Source organism: Porphyrobacter sp. CACIAM 03H1, assembly GCF_002215495.1.
In the GTDB taxonomy this organism is placed as follows: domain Bacteria; phylum Pseudomonadota; class Alphaproteobacteria; order Sphingomonadales; family Sphingomonadaceae; genus Erythrobacter.
Window position 1 is genome coordinate 2,863,609 of sequence record NZ_CP021378.1, and the last position, 20,827, is coordinate 2,884,435.

Consider the following 20,827-nt stretch of genomic DNA (forward strand, 5'->3'; position numbering starts at 1 on the left):
CACTCCCCTCGGCCCATGAACGCCCGATTCCTCGCGCTGCTGGCCGCTGCCGGCACCCTCGCCTTCACCGTTCCCACCATCGCGCAGGATGCGCCCAAGGACGAGGCCGCCAAGCCGGCCGCCGCCTCCCCCGCCCCGCAGGTGCGCACGCGCGATCTCGCGGGGACCTTCGGCGGGCAGCGGATCGCCTACCGCGCGACCATCGCCGACACGATCCTGACCGACGATGCCGGCAAGGCCGAGGCGGTGATCGTCACCACTTCCTACGTGAAGACGCCCGTCGATCCGACGCGGCCGGTGTTCTTCATCTACAACGGCGGCCCCGGCTCGGGCTCGGTCTGGCTCCAGATGGGCGCCTTCGGGCCCAAGCGGGTCGCGATCCCCTCGGACGCGCGCGATGACGGGGCGCCGCCCTATCCGCTGCTCGACAACCCCGACAGCCTGCTCGACGTCGCCGACCTCGTGTTCATCGATCCGCCGGGCACCGGGTTCAGCCATCTGACGCAGGGCACCGACCCCAAGAAGTATTACGGCCTCAGGCAGGACGGCCGCGCCGTCGCCAAGGTGATCCGCCGCTGGATCAACGACAACGGCCGCTGGAACAGCCCCAAGTTCCTCGGCGGCGAGAGCTACGGCACGACCCGCACCGCCATGGTCGCCGACGAGTTGGAAGGCAGCACCTACAACGATGTCGGCCTCAACGGCCTGATCCTGATCTCGACGATCCTCGATTTCGGCGTGGAGGACACGACGCCGGGCAACGAGCTTGCCTATGTCGTCACCCTGCCGAACATGGCCGCGGCGGCCTATTACCACGGGAAGGTGCAGGCCCCCTCGGTCGAGGCGATCGCCGAGGAAGCGCGGCGCTTTGCCATCGGCCCCTTCGCCAGCGCGCTGCTCAAGGGGCAGGACCTGCCCGCCGATGAACGCGCCGCGGTGCGCAAGGAACTCTCGCGCCTCACCGGCCTGTCGGAGACCTATCTCGAACAGGCCAACCTGCGCGTCACCGACCAGCGGTTCTACAAGGAACTGCTGCGCGACCGGGGCCGGACCATCGGCCGGCTCGATGCGCGCTACACCGGCACGGATTACGACGCCGCCGGCGAGACGCCCGACAACGATCCGAGCTTCTACGGCATCGACGCGGGCTACACCGCCGCGGTCAACAGCTGGGCGCGCGAGACGCTGGGCTACAAGACCGACCGCGAATACCAGTCGATCGGCCGCGAACCGGGGCGCAACTGGGACTGGAGCCTCGACGGTTCGTTCCGCGGCGCCTATCTCAACGTCGCCCCGCTGATCGGGCGCGCGATGCGGCAGAACAGCCAGCTGCGCCTGTTCAACGCGCAGGGCTACTACGATTTCGCCACGCCCTTCTTCGGGGCGGAATATTCGCTCAAGCGCCCCGGCATTCCGCAGGACCGGATCACGTGGAAATATTACGACGCCGGCCACATGATGTATGTGCGCGACGAGGATCGCGCGAAGCTCTCGGCCGATCTGCGCGCCTTCATCCGCGCCCGATGATCCGGGCCCGCGCCCTTCTGGCGGGGCTGGCGCTGGCGGGCGGCCTTGCCGGCTGCAAGCCCCCGCCGACCGATGCCGCCGTGGCGCGCGTGTCGCTGCTGGGGCCGACGGGCGCGCCGTCGGAGCCGCTGCCCTCGCCCGATGTCACCGGCGCGATCTGGACGAGCACGGCGAACCCGCTGCGGCTGGTCTACGGCGTGCCGGGCAAGCCGGTGCTGATCGCGCTCGAATGCCTCGAACCCGCGAGCGCCGCCGCGCGGCTCAGGATCACCCGCCATGCCCCGGCAGACCCGGGCGCGAGCGCGCTGCTGGCGCTGATCGGCAATGGCTGGATCGGGCGCTTCCCGGTCGATGCGACGAGGGTCGGCAACCGGGCGCTGTGGCAGGGCGAAGTGCCCGCTGCGGCGCGCGAGTGGGATGCGCTGAAGCCCGTGCGCGAGGCGACGGTCACCGTGCCGGGCGCGGGGCTGGTGCGGCTCAACCCCAGCCCGCTGCCGATGGCGCTGGTGGAGGCCTGCCGCGCTAGGGCCGGGGACGGTTCGGACGCGCCGCCTGCGCTTCCAGCAGTTCCGGCGTGAGCACCTGCGGCAGCTGCTCGGGCGCAGCGGCACCCGGCGCATACCACAGGTAGAGCGGCACGCCCGCCGCGCCCTGTTCTGTCAGGAACTGCGTGATCGCCGCATCGCGCCGCGTCCAGTCGCCGACCATCGTCACCACGCCCGCTTTATCGAAGGCCGCCCGCACGGCCTCGCGCTCGATCGCGGCGGCCTCGTTGACCTTGCAGGTCACGCACCAGTCGGCGGTGAACCACAGGAACACCGGCTTGCCGCTCGCGCGCGCGTCGGCGAGGGACTCGGCGCTGAAGGCCCGCGGGGCATGGATGCTCTGCTTCGCCTCGGCGCCCCTGGCCTCGTAGAGGTTGGGGAGCGCGATCAGGGCAAAGGCGAGGAAGGGCGCGGCGACGAGGCCGAAGGCGGGCCAGGCCATCTTGCCGCCGCGTTGCAGCCTGCCGGTCACGAACAGGCCGAGCAGCACGCCGAACACCAGCACCAGCGCCACCACCCCGAAGGACCGTCCGCCGAGCTGCACCGTCAGCCACAGGAGGGCGAGGAAGGTCAGCGCCATCGGGATCGCCATGATCCGCCGGAACCGCTCCATCCACGCGCCGGGCTTGGGCAGCATCCGCCGCAGGGGCGGGACGAAGCCGAGCAGCAGGAAGGGCAGCGCCAGCCCCAGCCCGAGCAAGGCGAACAGCAGCAGCGCCTGCGGCACCGGCAGCAGCAGCGCCGCGCCGAGCGCCGCGGCCATGAAGGGGCCGGTGCAGGGCGTGGCGACGAAGGCCGCGAGCAGGCCCGTGGCGAAGGCCCCGGCCCGCTCGCCCCCCATCCGCACCGAGATCGCGGGCAGTTCGAACAGCCCGGCGAAGTTCGCCGTGATCGCCGCCGCCAGCACAAGCAGCGCGACGACTACGCCCGGCTCCTGCAACTGGAACGCCCACCCGACCTGCTCGCCCGCCGCGCGCAGGGCCAGCAGCAGCGCGCCCAATCCGAGGCAGGCGATCACCACGCCTGCGGTGTAGGCCAGCCCTTCGGCCCGCGCCCGCGCCTCGCTCTCGCCCGCCCGCGCGAGCGCGATCGCCTTGAGGCTGAGGATCGGGAAGACGCAGGGCATGATGTTGAGCAGCAGCCCGCCGAGCAATGCGCCCAACACCAGCGTCCACCACGGCGGGGCCCCGGCGGCGGCGGCAGGGCCCTTCACCACCTCGCCGCCGGCGGGCACCGCGCCGAGCGCGGCGGTGAAGCGCACCCCCGATCCGTCGCCGAAAGCGAGGATGCCCGCCAGCCCCTCGGCCTTGCCGGTGCCGTAGGAATCGAGCGGAATCTCGGCCACCAGCACGTCGCCCGCGCGGCGGAAGGTCTGGGGCGCGGCATAGGCGACCAGCTGCTCGTTCGCGACGAAGACATGGGGATCGGCAAGGCCCATGCCCTCGGGCAGGGGAATGGCGATCCGCAGCGTCTTGCCCCTGATCGCGAAACGCGCCTTCGCATCGAGCAGCGGCGCGACCTCGGCCCGCCAGCGCGCGAAGTCCCCGCCCGGCTCGGCGGTCAGCAGCGCATCCTGCGGCACGCAGATCTGGTCGGTGCAGGCGAGGAACTCCACATGGCCCTTTAGCGGCGGAGTGAAGGTCCTGACGCTCGGCCCCGGGGTGACGGGCACCAGCACCGTGTAGGGGCCTTCGTAGATGTGGTTCATGAGCCCGCTGATCAGCAGGCGCTTGGGCACTGGATAGCGCGCCTCGCCCACCTCCCAGTCGGGCGGCAGGTCGAGGCTGAGGCGCATCCCCGCCCCCGCATCGCCGGGGTTCGACCAGTAGCCGTGCCATTCGGGCGCGCTCGGCATGAAGCGCAGCGCGAGGAGCCACTCCCTGCCCTCCTGCGGCGCGCCCTCGGCGTGGAGCGTGACGGCGATGTTGGCATCGCCGAACACCTCCTTGCGCCCGCCCGCCTCCTGCGCCACCGCGCCGGTGGCGAGCAGAGCGAGGCTTGCGGCCAGCGCAAGCACCCATGCAGCGAATTGTCGCGTCAGGCGGGGGAAGATTCTTGCGCGGTGCACGGGCTACCCTCTAGGCATGAGCCCGTGACTTCGCAATCGGAGCGGCCAAGGTGACAGCGACTTCAGACAAACCCCGCGATCTCGTCATCCTCGGCGGCGGCCTCGTGGGCATGACCCTCGCGCTCGCGGCGGCCAGGAAGGGCCTGTCGAGCCACGTGATCGACCGCGCCGACCCGGCTGAACTGACCGCCGAGGGCTTCGACGACCGCGCGACCGCGATCTCGACCGCGAGCTGGCACCTGTTCGAGAATATCGGCATCGCCGAGGGTCTGGAGGAATTCGCCTGCGACATCGCCAGCATCGCCGTGACCGACCAGCAGAAGCCCGGGCGGCTCGACTTCGTCCCCGGCGAGGGTGACGGCACGCTCGGGCGGATGTTCCCCAACCGCCGCCTGCGCCTCGCCCTGTTCGAGGCCGCGGCGAAGGAGCCGCTGATCCAGTGGACCAGCAAGGCCACCGTCACCGAGCGCCAGCGCAGCGAATACGGCGTCGCGGCGGTGACCGCCGACGGGCGCAAGTTCCGCGGCAGCCTGATGGTCGCCGCCGAGGGCCGCCAGTCCCCGACCCGTGACGCGGCGGGAATCACCATCGCCAAGTGGGACTACAAGCACCGCGCGATCATCTGCGGCCTCACCCACGAAAAGCCGCACGGCAATGTCGCGTGGGAAATCTTCTACCCTGCCGGGCCCTTCGCGCTGCTGCCCCTGAACGACGATGCCGACGGCACCCACCGCTGCTCGCTTGTGTGGACCGTGTCGGAAAGCGATGCGGCGGGCGTCACCAAATTGGGCGACCGGGCCTTCCTCGCCGAGGTCGAGAAGCGCATGGGTGGGGTGCTGGGCAAGGTGCTTTCGGTGGGGCAGCGGTCGAGCTACCCGCTCGGCTTCCATCACACGGCGAAGATCACCGCCGAGCGGCTCGCCCTGATCGGCGATTCCGCCCACGGCATCCACCCGATTGCAGGGCAGGGCCTCAACCTCGGGCTGCGCGATGTCGGCGCGCTGGTCGAGGTGCTGGCGGACGGCGCGCGGCTGGGCCTCGATCCGGGCGATCCGGAGATCCTCAAGCGTTACGAGAACTGGCGCGGGCTCGACAGCTTCATGGTCGCGCTGGCGACGGACGGGCTGACCCGCCTGTTCGGCGTCCCCGGCAACGCGGCAAGCGCGGTGCGCCGCCTCGGCATGGCGGCGGTGCAGCGCACGCCGCTGCTCAAGCAGTTCTTCATGGACGAGGCGCGCGGGGTCTCGGGCGACCTGCCGGAACTGCTGCGGGGTTGATTGGCTTTCGATCGCGCTTGCGCGCGATGCAGACCCCCCGCCCCGCCTCCCCACCCGGCCACCAATAGTACCACTATGTTGTGGTGGCCGGGTGGGGAGGCGGGGCGGGGGGTCTGCGCCACCGGAGGTGGCCGAGAAACTAAGGCCGCACCAGCGGGCTCAATTGCCGCACCGGATTGCCCGCGCCGTCGCGCAGGCCGCGCTGGTCGAGCACGGCGGCGGTCTCGATCACCTCGAGCGCGTCCATGGCCTTCTTGTAGCGTTCCGCGTCCGCAATCCAGCCTTCGGCCTTGGCGGCGCCCGGCATCCCCCGAACCTCGTCGATCGCCGCCTGGTAGCGCCCCTGTTCGAGCGCCCAGCGCGCGCGTTCCATCCGGCGTTCGGGCTGGGGCGACGGGGTGCTCTCGCGGCGGAACACGAAAAGCTGCTTCAGCTCGCGCTTGAAGGCGCCCCACGAGGGGCCTTCGCTGCTTTCGCGCAGCTGCGGCGAGAGGCCCTCAAGCCGGGCGACGAGGCTGTCGAGCCGGATCGGCTTGCGCGAGAAATCGATGATCGTGCCCACGGCGTTGGGCCACTGGTCGCCGAAGCGCAGGCGTAGCTGGTCGGCGAGATAGCCCAGCTCCGCCCCGCGCTCGACCGCGCGGCGGGTGGCGAAGGCGATCAGCAGGCTCTCCGCGCGCGCGGCATTGCCGGCGGCGGCCTGGGCCTGGAGGTCGAGCTGGGTGAGGCGCTGCTCGGCCGCGGCAAGGCGCTGGTCGAGCCCGCCCTGCTGCTCGGCCACCCGCTCCACCGCCTGTTCGGCCTTGCGCGCATCGGCGAGCGGGGTTGGCGAGGCGGTGAGCGCGGGAGTCGGCGCGGCGGGATCGGCGCCCGCCTCGGCCATCACGTCGGCGCGCGGGGCGGCGGCGCGGTCGCCGGCGAGGTTGTACCAAACCACCCAGCCCACCAGCGCGCCGCCCGCAATGAAGGCGAGCGCGGCGGCGAGCATGAGCGTGCGCGCCGAACTCGGCTTGCGCGGGCTAGCTTGCGTCGATGGTCCGGGTTGCGATGCCATCCTGATCCGTTCTTTGCGACCCTGTCCTGTCCCCGGTGCCGCGCTTACGGCTCCCGGTGCGGGGAGCCGGGAATGGAGCGCGCCTGTTCGCACAAGTCAAATGCCAATTGCAGGAAAGTGCTCTCGTCGGGACGCGCGGCGACATGGACGCCCGCCCATCCCCCGCCCGCAGCGTCTGCAATACGGGACCCGAGCGCGGCGAGGGTGACGGTGCCGCGCGGCAGGCCGAGCCTGTCGCATTCGGCGGCGAAGTGCCGTGCGGTGGCGGCGGAATGGAGCAGCACCAGCGCCTCGCCCGAACCAAGCAGCGCGGCGGCGGGATCGAGCGGCAGAGGCACCAAGCGATAGGCGATCACCTCGGCGAAAGTGACGCCGGCAGGCGGGGTGAGCGGCACGTGCTCCTCGCCGGCGATGCGCAGCAGGTGGCAGGGACGGGCGATCGCGTCGAGCACGCCCTGCAGCCCTCCGCTCCCCGTCATGGCGACGGTGAACCCGGCCGCGCGCGCGGCGGCGGCGGTCGCCTCGCCCACGGCGAAAACAGGCTTGTCCGCGAGCCGGGCGAGGTTCTCGCCGCCGTGGAGGATGGCGTTGGCGCTGCCGACCAGCAGGCCGTCGATCCCCGCCGGATCGGGGCAGTCCCAAGCCACCGGACGGATTTCCGAGAGCGCATGGCCGGCGATCGCCAGCCCCATTGCGCGGGCCTTCTCGATGGTCGCGGACAGCCCCGGTTCGGGCCTGAGCGCGAGAAGCCGGAAGCTCACCCTGCCGCCCTGAAATGCGGCGCGATGCCCGGCGTCGCGCGCGAAAGCAGGTCGGCGGCGAGCGCGCGCACCGGGGCATGATCGCCGGGCGCGAAGCTGGCAGACCCCTCGATCCGCTCGGCCCCGTCGGGCGAGAACAGCGCGGCGCGCATCGTCAACGTGCCCTGCGCCAGTTCGCACAGGACCGCGACCGGCGAATGGCAGGTGCCGCCCAGTTCGGCGAGCAGCGCGCGCTCCGCTTCCAGCTCGGCGCGGGTGGGCGCGTGGTCGATCGCGGCAAGAAGCGCGGTGGTCGCGGCATCATCCGAGCGGCATTCGATCGCGATCACGCCCTGGGCCGCGGCGGGGATCCATTCGTCGGAGCCGAGCGGCGCGCCGACCTCGGACTGCTCCAGCCGCTCCAGTCCGGCAGCGGCAAGGAAGGTCACGTCGGCCTCGCCCTCGGTGAGTTTCTTCAGCCGCGTGGCGACATTGCCGCGGAAGGTGACGACCGTGCAATCGGGCCTGAGGTTGAGGAGCTGCGCCGCCCGCCGCGGCGCGCTGGTGCCGACCACCGCCCCTTGCGGGATCGCAGCGATGCTCGAGGCGCCGACGAGGCAATCGCGCCGGTCGGCGCGCGGCAGGAAGGCCGGGAAGTGGAACTGCGGCGGGCGGATCGTCTCGACATCCTTGGCCGAGTGCACCGACAGGTCGATGCGCCCCTCGCCGAGCCATTGATCCAGCTCCTTGGTCCACAGCGCCTTGCCGCCGATCTCCGACAGGGGCCGGTCCAGAACCTTGTCGCCGCTCGCAAGGACGGGGACAAGTTCGACCTCCTCCTCCGCCCAGCCGTGGGCGGCGCACAGCCTTGCGCGGGTCTCGTGGGCCTGGGCCATCGCGAGGGGAGAATTGCGGGTGCCGAGGCGGAGTCTCGGGGCTGCTCGGGATGCTTGGGTCATGGCTAGCCTTGCCCTAGCCTTCACAAAGACTAGATGGAAGCCGGATGGGATCGCGAACGCACACCTCTGACAAGGCGCCCCTGGTGCTGGGGATCGAATCGAGCTGCGACGAGACCGCGGTCGCGCTGGTGCGCGGCGACGGAACGATCGTCGCGCAGGCGATTGCCAGCCAGGAGGCCGAGCACGCGCCCTATGGCGGCGTCGTGCCCGAGATCGCCGCGCGCGCCCATGCCGAGCGGCTCGCCCCGATGCTGGCGAGGGTGATGGACGAGGCAGGCGTCGCGCTCGACGATGTCGACGCCATTGCCGCCACCGCCGGCCCCGGGCTGATCGGCGGGGTGATGGTCGGGCTGGTGAGCGCCAAGGCGCTCGCGATGGCGAGCGGCAAGCCGCTGCTGGCGGTCAACCACCTCGAAGGCCACGCGCTCTCGCCGCGCCTCGCGGACGCAGGGCTGGCCTTCCCCTACCTGCTGCTGCTGGTGTCGGGCGGGCACTGCCAGATCCTCGCGGTGGAGGGCGTCGGGCGCTATCGCCGCCTTGCCACCACCATCGACGATGCGCTGGGCGAGGCTTTCGACAAGACCGCGAAGATTCTCGGCCTCGGCTATCCCGGGGGTCCGGCGGTCGAGAGGCTGGCGCTGGAGGGCGATCCCGCGGCGGTCCCCCTGCCCCGCCCGCTCAAGGGTTCGAGCGAGCCGCATTTCTCCTTCGCGGGGCTGAAAAGCGCGGTGCTGCGCGCGGTCGAGAGCGGCGCGCACAGTCCCGCCGATATCGCCGCGAGCTTCCAGCAGGCTGCGGTCGAGTGCCTGATCGACCGGCTCGAACGCGCGCTGGACAGCGCCGGCCCCTTCCCGGCGCTGGTCGTCGCAGGCGGGGTCGCCGCCAACAAGACAGTGCGCACCGCGCTGGAGGCGCTGGCCGCGCGGCACGCGATGCGCTTCACCGCCCCGCCGCTCGCGCTTTGCACCGACAATGCCGCGATGATCGCCTGGGCCGGGTGCGAGCGGCTCGCGCTCGAGGGTGAGGGCTTCGCCGGCGACCCGCTCGATTTCGTCGCCCGCCCGCGCTGGCCGCTCGATCCGGCGGCCGAGGCGGTGCGCGGCGCGGGGGTTAAGGCATGAGCCCGGTCGGCGTCATCGGCGCAGGGGCATGGGGCACGGCGCTCGCGCAGATGCTGGCGAGCGACGGGCGCGAGGTCGTGCTCTGGGCTTACGAGACCGAGGTGGTGCAGGCGATAAACGCGGATCGCCGCAACCCGCTCTACCTGCCCTCCGCCACCCTCGCCCCGAGCATCCGTGCGACCGGCGACCTCGGCGAACTGGCCGGGATCGGCACGGTGCTGGTGGTGACGCCCGCGCAGGTGCTGGGCAAGGTGCTCTCGGGCCTTTCCGAAGCCCCGCGCGATCTGGTGCTGTGCTCCAAGGGGATCGAGGCGGGCACCGGCCGCTTGATGAACGACGTCGCGCGCGAGGCCGCACCCGGCAGCGCGGTCGCGGTGCTCTCCGGCCCGACCTTCGCGCACGAGGTTGCCGCAGGCCTTCCGACCGCGGTGACGCTGGCGTGCAGCGGCGGGCGCGCGCAGTGGGAACGCCTCGCGCCCGCCATCGCGCGGCCCGCCTTCCGGCCCTACTACTCCGACGACGTGACCGGCGCGGAGATCGGCGGGGCGGTCAAGAACGTGCTCGCCATCGCCTGCGGGGTGGTGGAGGGCCTTGCGCTCGGCCAGAACGCGCGCGCCGCGATCATCTCGCGCGGTTTTGCCGAGATGCTGCGCTTCGGCGAGGCGCTGGGGGCCGAGGCCGAGACGCTGTCGGGCCTGTGCGGGCTCGGCGATCTGGTGCTGACCTGCTCCTCGACCTCGAGCCGCAATTTCAGCCTCGGCAAGGCGCTGGGCGAAGGCGCGCGCGCCGCCGACCTGATGGCCGATCGGCGCACCGTGGCGGAGGGCGCCTTCACCGCCCCCGTCCTCGCCGATCTTGCCGCCGCGCGCGGGATCGCCATGCCGATCGTCGATGCGGTGGACGCGATCCTCAAGGGCGCCGGGGCGCGCGCGGTGGTCGCCGCGCTGCTCGCCCGCCCCTTGCGCGCCGAGCTCGAAAGCGATGCCGGAGACCTCGGCGCGTGACCACCCAAAGCACGGCAGCACCGGGGGACGGCGACGATCTCGCGCAGCTCGCCAAGGGCGGGCGGACGAACACGCTGGGCTTCGTCATCCGCCTGATCGCGCGCATCCCCTTCCTTGTCATCGCCACCCGCCTCTACGGGGCCGAGGCGCTCGGGCGCTTCGCCTCGGCGCTGGTGCTGATCGAGATCGTCGCCCTGCTCTGCTCGCTGGGCGAGAAGCGCGGGCTTGCGCAACGCCTGTCGGAAGGGGCGGGCGAGAACCGCAGCGCCGAGACCAATCTCGTCTATGACGGCATCCTGCTGGCGCTGCTCTACTCTGCCGTCGCGGCGGGCGTGCTGCTGGTGTTCCCCGAACCGATGTTCCCCAACGGGATGAACAGCGAGTGGGATATCTGGCTGGTCGCCACCATCCCCGCCTTCGCCGTTACCGAGATCCTGCTCGCGGCGCAGGCCTACCGCTTCGACATCGCCACCACCGTGCGCGCGCGGGCGGTGGTGGAGCCGTGGACCATCTCGATCGGGGCGGGGGTGTTCTTCTTCATCCCCGCGACGCGCGAGGCGGGGCTGGCGCTGGCCTTCATCGCCTCGATCTATGCCGGGCTCCTGACCGCGCTGTGGCCCTTCCTGCGCTCCTACGGCCTGCCGCGGGGGTGGCAGCCGCAGGGCCGCGCGATGCTCTCCATGTCGGCCCGCGCCTTCCCGATCGTCGGCGCCGACGCGATCGAGCGGGGCACGCGGCTGCTCGACATCTTCATCCTCGGCCTTTTCGCCCCGCCGCAGGCGGTGGGGATCTACTACGCCGCACAGCAGATCGCCTCGCTGCCGCAAAAGCTCAAGACCAGCTTCGAGCCGATCCTCTCGCCGGTCATCACCAAGAACCTGCGCGTCGGCAACATGGAGGCGATCGCCGCGCAGGTGCGGCAGGTGGGGTTCTGGATCATCGCCGTCCAGCTCGGCATCGCGCTGGTGCTGGGCGTGCCGGGCGAGGCGGTGATGGGGCTGTGGGGGCCGGATTACGTCGCGGGCACCGGCGCGCTCGCCTTCCTGCTCGCCGCCGAGGTCGCCGCCTCGATGGCGGTCGTCTCGGAAAGCGTGCTGGTCTACATCGCGCGCAAGCGCAACCTAGCCATTTCGGTCGCGATCATCGCGCTCCAGGCGACGCTCACCATTGCGCTGATCAAGGCAGCGGATGCCTATGGCCTCGGCAAGGGCTACGAGGCCGCGAGCGCCGCAGGCGCGCTGCTGGTCGCGCTCGCCACCTCCAGCCTCGTCAAGGCGCTGTTGCTGAAGCGCCTGCTCAAGGCCCCCGTCTCCAACTGGCGCTGGGCGCTGGTCTATGCCGCCGCACCTGCCGTGGTGGTGGGATACGCCTTCACCTGGGCGCCCGAATGGGTCGAGCTCGTCATCGGCGTCCCCGCAATCCTCGGCACCTACGCGCTCGTGATCTGGCGGCGAGGCTTCGGCGAGGCGGACAAGGCGCTGTTCCGCAAGCAGGTGGTGCCCGATCCCGAGACCGACCTCGCCTAGCGCCGCGCCACGAAAACCAACCTCGCGCTTGGGCGCGGCCCCACCAGCCTGCTAAAGCGCGCGACTCACGCAGACCATCCGGAAAGCAACGCCCATGATCTCCGCCGACATCGCCTCCTATCTGCCGCTGATCCTGATCGGCCTCGCCGTGCTGGTGTTCGTCATCTGGCTGATCGCGCGCGGCGGGCGCAAGGCGCGGGTGGTGGAGGACGACAGCGCCCCCGGCATCGCGCGCGACGTGCTTGCCGAAGGCGCCGCACCGGCCCCGCGCAACCAGGCGCTGATCGATGCGCCGCGCGCCATCGACATCATCCAGGGCCCGCTCTCGGCAGCCGCCAACGCCCAGCCGACCGCCGCCGCCCCGCTCGGCACCGATGCGGAAGCCGGGCCCGAGATTGCCCCGGCCCCCGCACCCGAGCCGGAGCCCGCCCCCGCGCCTTCGCCCGCCGCCACGCCCGGCGCGGGCGACGACCTTACCCGGATCAAGGGCCTCGGCCCCAAGATCGCCGCGCTGCTCGGCGAATTCGGGATCACCACCTTCGCCCAGATCGCCGCATGGACGCCCGATGAGGTCGAGCGGATCGACGCGAAACTGGGGCGCTTCAGCGGACGGATCACCCGCGATCAATGGGTGGAACAGGCCAGGCTGCTCGCTGCCGGCGACGAGAGCACCTTTGCGGAACAATTCGGCAGGAACGGATAATATTACCGCAAGCTTGACGTCCAAACCGTGATACACTCCCGCGATTGGGATTCGTTTGACGCGGGAGAGGACCGATGGCCGTGCGTATCCTGGTGGCCGAAGACGAATTCGTGACCGCCTTCGACCTGTGCGACACCTTCGAGGAGGCAGGCTACGAGGTGGAAGGCCCGCACGCCGGGATCTGCTCGGCCATGCTCGCCTGCCAGAAGGAACGGCCCGATGTGGTGCTGCTCGATGTCGAACTGGCCGACGGGCTGACCTACGAACTGGCGCAGAAGCTGATCGACGATAACGTGCCGGTGATCCTCCATTCCGACCCGCACGAGGCGGGCGAACTGGCGATGCGCTTCCCGGGGGCCACGACCCTCGCCAAGCCCTGCCCGCCGGCCAAGCTGCTCGACACGGTAAGCCGCGCGCTGACACCGGCGTGAGCGGCTGAAGCGGTCCTCCGGCCGCCCCCGTGTGCGACCGGACGAACTTCGCAAGCGCGCCCTTGCCCCCCCGCCTCAACCCTGCGATGGCAGGCCCATGAGCACGATGAGACTCTACGGCTATTTCCGCAGCTCGACCTCCTACCGCCTGCGCATCGCCCTCAACCTGAAGGGCCTCGCCTTCGAGAACGTGCCGGTCAATCTCGTCACCGCAGAGAACAAGCAGGGCGGCTTCACCAGCCGCAATCCCTTCGGCTCGCTGCCGATGCTGGAGGCCGACGGGCGCGACCGGGCGCAGTCGATGGCGCTGCTCGAATGGCTGGACGAGGCCTATCCGCAAGCCCCCTTCCTCCCCCGCGACATCGAGGACCGCTATACCGTGCGCGAACTCGCCTACGGGATCGCGACCGAGATCCACGCGGTGAACAACCTGCCGGTTCTCAAATACCTCAAGGACCCGCTCGGCCACACGCAGGACGAGATCGACGTCTGGTATCGCACCTGGCTGAAGCGCACGCTCGATCCGGTCGAGGCGCGACTGGCGCAGATCGGGACCGGCGATTTCCTCCACGGCGATGCGCCCGGCCTGTTCGAGATCGTGCTGGTGCCCCAGCTCTATAATGCGCGGCGCTTTGCCTACGACCTGTCGGCGAGCCCGCACCTCACCCGCATCGAGGCCGCCTGCCTCGCCCTGCCCGCCTTCGCCGCGGCGCATCCCGATGTTCAGGTCGATGCGCCGGGGCAGTGAACCAGACCCGTTCGCCCTGAGCTTGTCGAGGGGCCATCCTTTCCTGAAGGATGCGGGACAGAAGAAAAACAGTGCTTCGACAAGCTCAGCACGAACGGAAGTTTAGGAAGAAAGACGATGAAACTTGCAACCCTCGACAACGGCACGCGCGACGGCAGGCTGGTGGTGGTTTCGAAAGACCTCACCCGCTGCTGCGCCGCCGGTTACATCGCACCGACGCTGCAATATGCGCTCGACAATTGGGATCGGGTCGCACCCGAGCTCGAGGTGCTCGCCCGCGATGTCGAGCACGAGACGGTGCCCTGCGAACGGTTCCACGAACGCCAGGCCCACTCGCCCCTGCCACGCGCTTACCAGTGGGCCGATGGCAGCGCCTACATCAACCACGTGGAACTCGTCCGGCAGGCGAGGGGCGCCAAGGTGCCTGACAGCTTCTACCACGATCCACTGATGTATCAGGGCGGCTCGGACGCCTTCCTGCGCCCGCGGCAAGACATTCCGCTCGGCGACCCCGCATGGGGCTGCGACATGGAGGGCGAGATCGCCTGCATCACCGGCGACGTGCCGATGGGCTGCACGCCCGAGGAAGCGGCGGGCCACATCCGCCTGCTGATGCTGGTCAACGACGTCAGCTTGCGCGGCCTGATCCCGGCGGAACTGGAAAAGGGCTTCGGCTTCTTCCAGTCCAAGCCCGCGAGCGCCTTCTCGCCGGTCGCGGTCACCCCCGACGAATTGGGCGATGCGTGGCGGGACGCGCTCATCCACCTGCCGCTGATGGTCGACCTCAACGGCAAGCCCTTCGGCCGCGCCAATGCCGGGGTGGATGCGACCTTCAACCTCGCGCAGCTGGTCGCCCACGCCGCCAAGACCCGCAATCTGTGCGCCGGCACGATCATCGGCACCGGCACGATCTCGAACAAGGGCGCCGACGGCGGCCCGGGCCAGCCGGTGGCAGAGGGCGGCGCGGGCTATTCCTGCATCGCCGAGATCCGCATGATCGAGACGATCCGCGATGGAAAGCCGAGCACCCCGTTCATGCAGGCCGGCGACACCGTGCGGATCGAGATGCGCGATGCGGCGAACCACTCGATCTTCGGCGCGATCGAGCAGCACGTCGTCGCGGTGTGACGTGCCGCTGCCGTCGCGCGGTCGTCGCGCGGTCGTCGCCATGTCGTTGCAGCACCGTCCCGGGGGCATGATGCTCCGGAAATAGTCCCCTATCCAGCACGAGAGAACGCACCATGACCACCTACCCCGCCCTCAGGATGTTCATCGCCGGCCAGTGGATCGCCGATGGCGAGGCCGGCACGATGGAGGTGGTCAACCCCTCGACCGGGGCGGTGATCGGCCGGTGTCCCAAGGCCTCGACCGCCCAGCTCGACGCCGCGCTGAAGGCGGCGGGCGACGCCTTCCCTTCTTGGAGCGCCACCCCGGGAGCAGAGCGTCACGCGATCCTGCGCCGCGCCGCCGACCTGCTGCGCGCGCGCGCCGAAAGCATCGCGCGGGTCATCACCGCCGAGATGGGCAAGCCCCGGGCGCAGGGCGTCGGCGAAATCCTCTCGGCCTGCGATACGATTGATTTTCTTGGCGAAGAGGCCAAGCGCCGGGGCGGGCGGCTTATCCCGACCCGGGGCAACCAGCTGCTGGCGCAGATGGTGACCCACGAGCCGATCGGCCCCGCGGTGCTGCTCACGCCGTGGAACTTCCCCGTGAACCTCCCCGCCAAGAAGATCGCCGGCGCGCTCGCGGCGGGCTGCACCGCGATCTTCAAGCCGGCCGAGAACACCCCGGCCTCGGCGCAACTGCTGGTGGAGTGCTTCGTCGAGGCGGGGCTGCCCGAGGGCGTGCTCAACCTCGTCCACGGCGACCCGGGCCCGATCGCCGAGCACCTCATCGCCTCGCCCGTGACCCGCAAGGTGAGCTTCACCGGATCGACCGCGATCGGCAAGCAGCTCGGTGCGCTCGCTGCCACCCACATGAAGCGCTTCGCTCCGGAGCTCGGCGGCCATGCCCCTGTCATCGTGAGCAAGAATGCCGATCTCGCGCGGGCCGTGGCGATGTGCGCGACGACCAAGTTCCGCAACGCCGGACAGGTCTGCGTCTCGCCCACACGGTTCCTGGTGGCGAAGGAGGTCTACGACGAATTCGTCGCCGAATTCGCCGCCCGCACGAGCAGGATCAAGGTCGGCGATCCCGGCGCAGACGACAGCGTCGACATGGGCCCCCTCGCCCACGCCCGGCGCGTGGCGGCGATGGAGCAGGTGGTCGCCGACGCCGGCGGCAACCGCGGCGAGGTGGTCACCGGCGGCTCGGCGATCGCCGGGCAGGGCTTCTTCTTCCAGCCGACGGTGATCGCCAACCCGGCGCCCGACAGCCGCTTCATGATCGAGGAGCCCTTCGGCCCGGTCGCCGGGATCGTCCCCTTCGACGACATCGCCGATGCCGTGCGGATCGCCAATTCGCTGCGCTATGGCCTTGCCGCCTATGCCTTTTCCGCCGATCTCGACGAGGCGCACGCGCTCGGCCGGGCCTTGCGCGCGGGGATGGTGGGGATCAACCAGCTGATCGTCTCGTCGCCCGAAACCCCCTTTGGCGGGGTCGGCGACAGCGGCTTCGGATCGGAAGGCGGCGAGGAAGGCTATCTCGCCTTCACCGACACCAAGCTCGTCATGCTGGCCAAGGCCGGCGGCTGACCGGCTGCCCGCTTCAGCCGATGAGGCTGGCGATACGCGCCAGGATCGACGACCGCCGTTGCATGGGCTGAATCCGCCCATATCGCGCGCGGCGCGAATGTTCGTCCTGGATACACACGGTGCGGCGCATGGGATCCGGCCCACTGGACCAGATGGTCGGTCTTGCCATCGATCGCGTCCCCGATTCGGTGGTTGTTATGCGGGCAATTTACCAGCAAGCCTGTGGAAAACACAGACCGAATGTGGTTAACGCTCTTGCATTGTCCGATTCATCGGTCGGTCCGCCGGCCACCCGCCGCACGAACATCCGCAAGGGTCGGATAACCGTTAACGGCCATCAGGAGATCGGCCTCGGCGAGGATCGATCTTAACACCCAGGCCGCGCCCTCGGCCCCGCCAAGCGCGAGTCCGTAGGTGTAGGGCCGCCCCACCCCGACCGCCCGCGCCCCGAGCGCCAGCGCCTTCACCGCGTCAGTGCCGGATCGCACGCCGCTGTCGAACAGCACCGGGGTGTCGCCCGCAGCCGCGACGACATCGGCGAGCAGGTCGATGGTGGCGATACCCCCGTTCGCCTGCCGCCCGCCGTGGTTCGAGCAGTAGATCGCATCCGCCCCGGTATCGACCGCGCGGCGCGCGTCATCGGGGTGGCAGATGCCCTTGAGGACGATGGGGAGCTTCGTCACCGACTTGAACCACGCCATGTCGTCCCAGGTCAGCACCTGCCCGAAGGTGGCCGCCCAGGTGAAGATCGCCGCCGCCGGGTCCTCCTCGGGCGGCCGCGCGAGCAGCGAGCGGAACACCGGATCGCAGAAGTAGTTCTGCAGCACCTTGCCGCGCAGCTGGGGGAAGTTCGATGCGTTGAGATCGCGCGGGCGCCAGCCCGTCACCCAGGTGTCGAGCGTCACCACCAGCGCGCTGTAGCCCGCGTCCTCGGCGCGGCGGATCAGGCTTTCCGCGAGTTCCCTGTTCTTGGGCGTGTAGAGCTGGAACCAGGCGGGCGTGTCGCCGCAGGCGACCTTCACGTCCTCGAGCGGATCGTTCGCTAGGGTCGAGGCGCAGAAGGGCACCCCGGTCAAAGCCGAAGCGCGGGCGGCGGCCACGTCGCCGTGCCGGTCCTGCGAGGCCTCGCCGTTGAGGCCGATGGGGGCCATGAACAGCGGGGTCGGATAGCGGTGGCCGAACAGTTCGATCGAGAGATCGCGCACCGAGCAATCGACCATCATGCGCGGCACCATGCCCCAGTGATGGAAGGCCCTGGCGTTCTGGTCCTGCGTGTGTTCGTCGCCGCAGCCGCCAGCGACATAATTGGTCAGGCTCGGCCCCAGCGCCTCGTGCGCGCGCTTTTCCAGCGTGGCGAAATCGACCGGCCAGGTGGGCAGGATGCCCTTGAGGCCGGCATTGTAGATCTCGTTCTGCATCGCGCCGAAATAGGTCATGGCGTGTGGTCTCTCCCGTCTCTCTCGGGCGGGAATTCAGACCATCGACCCCGATCGGGCAAGCGGTTTTTCAGGCGAACAGGCGCTGGAGCCGGGGCCGGACCTTGAGGAAGCGGAGATAGGCCGCCTCGAGCATACCCAGCACCACTGGCGAGCGCGCCGCCAACCCGAGCGGGCGCAGCAGCGGAATGGCGCGCCACATCGCCGCGAAGGCCGCCGCGCCCGAGTGGATCACGCCGTCCTCCTCGGCATGGAACCGGGCTAGCAATGTCGCGCGGTCGAGGGGACAGGAGGGTTCGGCTCCTTGCGCCACGTCCACGAAGGTTATGCGTCCGCCCCGGTCCAATCGCCGCATCACCGCGATCTCGCGCAGGCAGAGTGGGCAGGCGCCGTCGTACCAGACCTTGACGCTCACGGCGCAATCCACAGGCGGATGATGTAGGCGACCGCCCCCAGCACCGCGACGCTGGCCGCCCAGATGCCCGCCATCCAGAGCAGACGCTTCCACAGCGGGCCTTCGGGCTCCCTCTCGGGAGGCGCAAGCATCAGTGATACCCCTCGTCCGCCACCTTGCCGCGGAACACCCAGTAGGCCCAGGCGGTGTAGGCGATGATCAGCGGCATCGTGATGGCGACCCCCACCAGCATGAAGATCTGGCTGCGCTCCGGCGCGGCGGCGTCCCAGATGGTGAGGCCGGGGGGCACGACATAAGGCCAGATGGTGACGCCCAGCCCGCTCATCCCGAGGAAGAACAGCGCGATCGAGAGCCAGAAAGGCTTGGAATTGCGCGCGTTGAGGATGCCGTGGAGCAGTGAGAGCGACACCACCGCCGTGACGATCGGCACCGGCGCGACCCAGTATATCTGCGGCGCGGCGAGCCAGTGGGCGGCATATTCCTCGTTCAGCGCGATGTTGTAGAGGCTCACCGCCCCCATCAGCACGATCGTCGCACCGCCCGCCCAGATGGCGAGCTTGCGGGCGTGATCCTGCTCGGCGCCGTCCAGCTTCCAGATCAGCCAGGTGCTCCCGAGCAAGGCATAGCCCGCCACGGTGCCGAGCCCGGTCAGGAGCGTGTACGGCGTGAGCCAGTCCCACCAACTGCCCGCATACGACCTGTCAACGACCTCGATACCCTGCAACAACGCGCCGAGGGTCATGCCCTGCGCCAGGGCCGCGACCAGCGAGCCGCCGGTGAAGGCCATGTCCCAGAACCTCTGGTGCCCCGGGTCGCGCCAGCGGTACTCGAAGGCGACCCCGCGGAACACGAGGCCGAGCAGCATCGCGATGATCAGCGGATAGGTCGCGGGCAGGATCACGGCATAGGCGAGCGGGAAGGCGGCAAACAGGCCCCCACCGCCCAGCACCAGCCAGGTTTCGTTCCCGTCCCACACCGGCGCGATGGAGTTCATCGCGCGGTCCCGCTCGCGCCCTGCGGCGAAGGTCGGGAAGAGGATGCCGATGCCGAGATCGAAGCCGTCCATCACCACATAGGCGAAGACCGCAAAGGCGATGATGAAGGCCCAGATGACGGTGAGGTCCATCACACCGGCTCCTTTTCGGGGCTGGCGGAGGGAAGCGGTTCCTCCCCGCCCGGGTTCTGCGTCGGACCCGGGGTGATGCCCGCGGTGCGGATCGGGCCGACATCGCCGCGCTTGACGCCGTATTCGCCCGGGTGCGGGGCCTTGCCCATCAGCTTGAGGATGTACCACACGCCGATCCCGAAGACGGTAAAATAGACGAGAATGAAGGCGAGCAGCGAGGCCGCGACCGCGGGTGCGTCGAGCGGGCTGGCGGCATCGGCGGTGCGCAGCAGGCCGTAGATCACGAAAGGCTGGCGCCCGACCTCGGTCGTGATCCAGCCGGCGAGCACCGCAGCAAAGCCCGAAGGCCCCATCAGGACTGCGGCGCGGTGGAGCCAGGGGAGGTCGTAGAGAGTGCCGCGCACTCGCCCCCACAGGCTCCACAGCCCGATCCCGAGCATGGCGAAGCCGATGCCCACCATGATGCGGAAGCTCCAGAAGACGATCGGCACCGGCGGCTCCATGTCGTCGGGCACCGTGTCGAGCCCGGCGAGCGGCGCGTTCCAGTCATGCTTGAGGATGAAGGACGAGGCCTTGGGGATCTCGATCGCGTAGCGCACCGTCTTCGCCTCGCTGTCCGGGATGCCGAACAGGATCAGCGGCGCACCATCGGGGTGCGACTGGAAGTGCCCCTCCATCGCCATGACCTTGGCGGGCTGGTGCTCGAGCGTGTTGAGCCCGTGCATGTCGCCCGCGACGATCTGCGCCGGGGTGACGATCGCCGCCATCCACATCGCCATCGAGAACATCGTGCGCGCATGCGGGTTGGCCTTGTCCTTGAGCAGGTGCCACGCCCCCACCGCGCCGACCACAAAGGCGGTCGTCAGGTAAGCCGCCATCACCGTGTGGACGAGGCGATAGGGAAAACTCGGGTTGAAGATGATCGCGGTCCAGCTCTCGCCCGGCAGATATTGCCCGTTGTCGCCGAGGAGGTAGCCGGTCGGCGTCTGCATCCAGCTGTTCACGCTGAGGATCCAGAAGGCCGAGACGAAGGTGCCCAGCGCCACCATCAGCGTGGCGGCGAAGTGCAGCTTCCTGCCCACCTTGTTCATCCCGAACAGCATGACGCCCAGAAAGCCCGCCTCGAGGAAGAAGGCGGTCAGCACCTCGTAGGCCATCAGCGGCCCGATCACCGGCCCGGCCACGTCGGAGAACACCGACCAGTTGGTGCCGAACTGGTAGGACATGACGATGCCCGAGACGACGCCCATCGCGAAGGCGATGGCGAAGATCTTCAACCAGTACTTGAACAGGTCGAGGTAGACGCTCTTGCCGGTCTTGAGCCACAGCCCCTCGAGCACCGCAAGATAGCTCGCCAGCCCGATCGAAAAGGCCGGGAAAAAGAAGTGGAAGCTCACCGTGAAGGCGAACTGGATCCGCGCGAGCAACAGGGCGTCGAGGTTCTCAAGCATGAT

20 protein-coding genes are annotated in these 20,827 nt (G+C 70.0%); 11 read left to right on the forward strand and 9 right to left on the reverse strand.

Annotated features, from left to right (window positions below; genetic code table 11):
* Nucleotides 1-15: 15 nt before the first annotated feature.
* Together CBR61_RS13700 and CBR61_RS13705 are read left to right on the forward strand one after the other, a co-directional pair.
* Entirely contained in the window at nt 16-1,527 is a 1,512-nt protein-coding gene (locus tag CBR61_RS13700) for a S10 family peptidase (protein ID WP_088914869.1), read from the forward strand.
* The gene (locus tag CBR61_RS13705; protein WP_088914870.1) at nt 1,524-2,105 is read left to right on the forward strand and encodes a hypothetical protein; all 582 of its coding nucleotides are present in this window, start codon (nt 1,524-1,526) and stop codon (nt 2,103-2,105) included. Before CBR61_RS13700 ends, CBR61_RS13705 begins: the two co-directional genes overlap by 4 nt.
* Here the strand turns inward: CBR61_RS13705 and CBR61_RS13710 are convergent.
* Entirely contained in the window at nt 2,050-4,140 is a 2,091-nt protein-coding gene (locus CBR61_RS13710) for a protein-disulfide reductase DsbD family protein (RefSeq protein WP_088914871.1), read from the reverse strand. The genes CBR61_RS13705 and CBR61_RS13710 overlap by 56 nt on opposite strands.
* Before the next feature lie 110 nt (nt 4,141-4,250).
* On the opposite strand from CBR61_RS13710, the gene CBR61_RS13715 reads away from it, so the two are divergent.
* Complete coding sequence (locus CBR61_RS13715; RefSeq protein WP_233996968.1) at nt 4,251-5,417, forward strand: FAD-dependent monooxygenase; 1,167 nt, start codon at nt 4,251-4,253, stop codon at nt 5,415-5,417.
* Nucleotides 5,418-5,556: 139 nt separating this feature from the next.
* Here CBR61_RS13715 and CBR61_RS13720 read toward each other — a convergent pair whose 3' ends face one another.
* From CBR61_RS13720 to hemC, 3 genes are read right to left on the reverse strand one after another with little or no spacing between them, the layout of a single operon-like run.
* Nucleotides 5,557-6,471 carry a hypothetical protein gene (locus CBR61_RS13720; RefSeq protein WP_172835967.1) on the reverse strand — a complete coding sequence of 305 codons (915 nt, stop codon included), beginning with the start codon at nt 6,469-6,471 and terminating at the stop codon, nt 5,557-5,559.
* A 44-nt stretch (nt 6,472-6,515) separates the two neighbouring features.
* Entirely contained in the window at nt 6,516-7,232 is a 717-nt protein-coding gene (locus tag CBR61_RS13725) for a uroporphyrinogen-III synthase (protein WP_233996742.1), read from the reverse strand.
* Nucleotides 7,229-8,170, reverse strand: coding sequence for a hydroxymethylbilane synthase (gene hemC / locus CBR61_RS13730; protein ID WP_088914874.1), 942 nt, complete (start codon nt 8,168-8,170; stop codon nt 7,229-7,231). The genes CBR61_RS13725 and hemC overlap by 4 nt, the downstream gene beginning before the upstream one ends.
* A 44-nt stretch (nt 8,171-8,214) precedes the next feature.
* On the opposite strand from hemC, the gene tsaD reads away from it, so the two are divergent.
* The 8 genes from tsaD to CBR61_RS13770 all read left to right on the forward strand — a co-directional run bounded on the left by tsaD (nt 8,215) and on the right by CBR61_RS13770 (nt 16,396).
* A complete protein-coding gene (gene tsaD / locus CBR61_RS13735; RefSeq protein ID WP_088914875.1) occupies nt 8,215-9,291 on the forward strand; it encodes a tRNA (adenosine(37)-N6)-threonylcarbamoyltransferase complex transferase subunit TsaD in 1,077 nt (358 codons plus the stop codon).
* On the forward strand, nt 9,288-10,295 hold the full coding sequence (locus tag CBR61_RS13740; protein WP_088914876.1) for an NAD(P)H-dependent glycerol-3-phosphate dehydrogenase: 1,008 nt from the start codon (nt 9,288-9,290) through the stop codon (nt 10,293-10,295). Before tsaD ends, CBR61_RS13740 begins: the two co-directional genes overlap by 4 nt.
* Nucleotides 10,292-11,821: a lipopolysaccharide biosynthesis protein gene (locus tag CBR61_RS13745; RefSeq protein WP_088914877.1), complete on the forward strand. Its 1,530-nt coding sequence runs from the start codon at nt 10,292-10,294 to the stop codon at nt 11,819-11,821. Before CBR61_RS13740 ends, CBR61_RS13745 begins: the two co-directional genes overlap by 4 nt.
* Nucleotides 11,822-11,915: 94 nt before the next feature.
* Entirely contained in the window at nt 11,916-12,524 is a 609-nt protein-coding gene (locus tag CBR61_RS13750; RefSeq protein WP_088914878.1) for a hypothetical protein, read from the forward strand.
* A 74-nt stretch (nt 12,525-12,598) separates the two neighbouring features.
* Nucleotides 12,599-12,955 (forward strand): response regulator, encoded by a 357-nt coding sequence (locus CBR61_RS13755; RefSeq protein ID WP_233996743.1) that lies wholly within the window; start codon nt 12,599-12,601, stop codon nt 12,953-12,955.
* 106 nt (nt 12,956-13,061) lie between these two features.
* Nucleotides 13,062-13,703, forward strand: coding sequence for a maleylacetoacetate isomerase (gene maiA, locus CBR61_RS13760; protein ID WP_088915636.1), 642 nt, complete (start codon nt 13,062-13,064; stop codon nt 13,701-13,703).
* A gap of 117 nt (nt 13,704-13,820) precedes the next feature.
* A complete protein-coding gene (locus CBR61_RS13765; RefSeq protein WP_088914879.1) occupies nt 13,821-14,831 on the forward strand; it encodes a fumarylacetoacetate hydrolase family protein in 1,011 nt (336 codons plus the stop codon).
* Nucleotides 14,832-14,944: 113 nt separating this feature from the next.
* Nucleotides 14,945-16,396 carry an NAD-dependent succinate-semialdehyde dehydrogenase gene (locus CBR61_RS13770; protein ID WP_088914880.1) on the forward strand — a complete coding sequence of 484 codons (1,452 nt, stop codon included), beginning with the start codon at nt 14,945-14,947 and terminating at the stop codon, nt 16,394-16,396.
* A 269-nt stretch (nt 16,397-16,665) separates the two neighbouring features.
* On the opposite strand, the gene CBR61_RS13775 is transcribed toward CBR61_RS13770, so the two are convergent.
* The 5 genes from CBR61_RS13775 to CBR61_RS13795 form a co-directional block, all read right to left on the reverse strand.
* Nucleotides 16,666-17,832 carry an alpha-hydroxy-acid oxidizing protein gene (locus CBR61_RS13775; protein WP_088914881.1) on the reverse strand — a complete coding sequence of 389 codons (1,167 nt, stop codon included), beginning with the start codon at nt 17,830-17,832 and terminating at the stop codon, nt 16,666-16,668.
* 70 nt (nt 17,833-17,902) lie between these two features.
* Nucleotides 17,903-18,247: a thiol-disulfide oxidoreductase DCC family protein gene (locus tag CBR61_RS13780; protein ID WP_088914882.1), complete on the reverse strand. Its 345-nt coding sequence runs from the start codon at nt 18,245-18,247 to the stop codon at nt 17,903-17,905.
* Nucleotides 18,244-18,378 (reverse strand): DUF2474 domain-containing protein, encoded by a 135-nt coding sequence (locus tag CBR61_RS13785; RefSeq protein WP_088914883.1) that lies wholly within the window; start codon nt 18,376-18,378, stop codon nt 18,244-18,246. Before CBR61_RS13785 ends, CBR61_RS13780 begins: the two co-directional genes overlap by 4 nt.
* Nucleotides 18,378-19,373: a cytochrome d ubiquinol oxidase subunit II gene (gene cydB, locus CBR61_RS13790; protein ID WP_088914884.1), complete on the reverse strand. Its 996-nt coding sequence runs from the start codon at nt 19,371-19,373 to the stop codon at nt 18,378-18,380. The genes CBR61_RS13785 and cydB overlap by 1 nt, the downstream gene beginning before the upstream one ends.
* Nucleotides 19,373-20,824 (reverse strand): cytochrome ubiquinol oxidase subunit I, encoded by a 1,452-nt coding sequence (locus tag CBR61_RS13795; RefSeq protein ID WP_088914885.1) that lies wholly within the window; start codon nt 20,822-20,824, stop codon nt 19,373-19,375. The genes cydB and CBR61_RS13795 overlap by 1 nt, the downstream gene beginning before the upstream one ends.
* Nucleotides 20,825-20,827: the final 3 nt, after the last annotated feature.

Coding starts and splice junctions, on each gene's coding strand:
- tsaD (WP_088914875.1), top strand. CDS start 8,215: ATGGGATCGCGAACGCACACCTCTGACAAGGCGCCCCTGGTGCTGGGG.
- cydB (WP_088914884.1), bottom strand. CDS start 19,373: ATGGACCTCACCGTCATCTGGGCCTTCATCATCGCCTTTGCGGTCTTC.
- CBR61_RS13785 (WP_088914883.1), bottom strand. CDS start 18,378: ATGCTTGCGCCTCCCGAGAGGGAGCCCGAAGGCCCGCTGTGGAAGCGT.
- CBR61_RS13700 (WP_088914869.1), top strand. CDS start 16: ATGAACGCCCGATTCCTCGCGCTGCTGGCCGCTGCCGGCACCCTCGCC.
- CBR61_RS13755 (WP_233996743.1), top strand. CDS start 12,599: ATGGCCGTGCGTATCCTGGTGGCCGAAGACGAATTCGTGACCGCCTTC.
- CBR61_RS13795 (WP_088914885.1), bottom strand. CDS start 20,824: ATGCTTGAGAACCTCGACGCCCTGTTGCTCGCGCGGATCCAGTTCGCC.
- CBR61_RS13715 (WP_233996968.1), top strand. CDS start 4,251: ATGACCCTCGCGCTCGCGGCGGCCAGGAAGGGCCTGTCGAGCCACGTG.
- CBR61_RS13720 (WP_172835967.1), bottom strand. CDS start 6,471: ATGGCATCGCAACCCGGACCATCGACGCAAGCTAGCCCGCGCAAGCCG.
- CBR61_RS13770 (WP_088914880.1), top strand. CDS start 14,945: ATGACCACCTACCCCGCCCTCAGGATGTTCATCGCCGGCCAGTGGATC.
- CBR61_RS13740 (WP_088914876.1), top strand. CDS start 9,288: ATGAGCCCGGTCGGCGTCATCGGCGCAGGGGCATGGGGCACGGCGCTC.
- CBR61_RS13750 (WP_088914878.1), top strand. CDS start 11,916: ATGATCTCCGCCGACATCGCCTCCTATCTGCCGCTGATCCTGATCGGC.
- CBR61_RS13775 (WP_088914881.1), bottom strand. CDS start 17,832: ATGACCTATTTCGGCGCGATGCAGAACGAGATCTACAATGCCGGCCTC.
- hemC (WP_088914874.1), bottom strand. CDS start 8,170: ATGACCCAAGCATCCCGAGCAGCCCCGAGACTCCGCCTCGGCACCCGC.
- CBR61_RS13765 (WP_088914879.1), top strand. CDS start 13,821: ATGAAACTTGCAACCCTCGACAACGGCACGCGCGACGGCAGGCTGGTG.
- maiA (WP_088915636.1), top strand. CDS start 13,062: ATGAGACTCTACGGCTATTTCCGCAGCTCGACCTCCTACCGCCTGCGC.
- CBR61_RS13705 (WP_088914870.1), top strand. CDS start 1,524: ATGATCCGGGCCCGCGCCCTTCTGGCGGGGCTGGCGCTGGCGGGCGGC.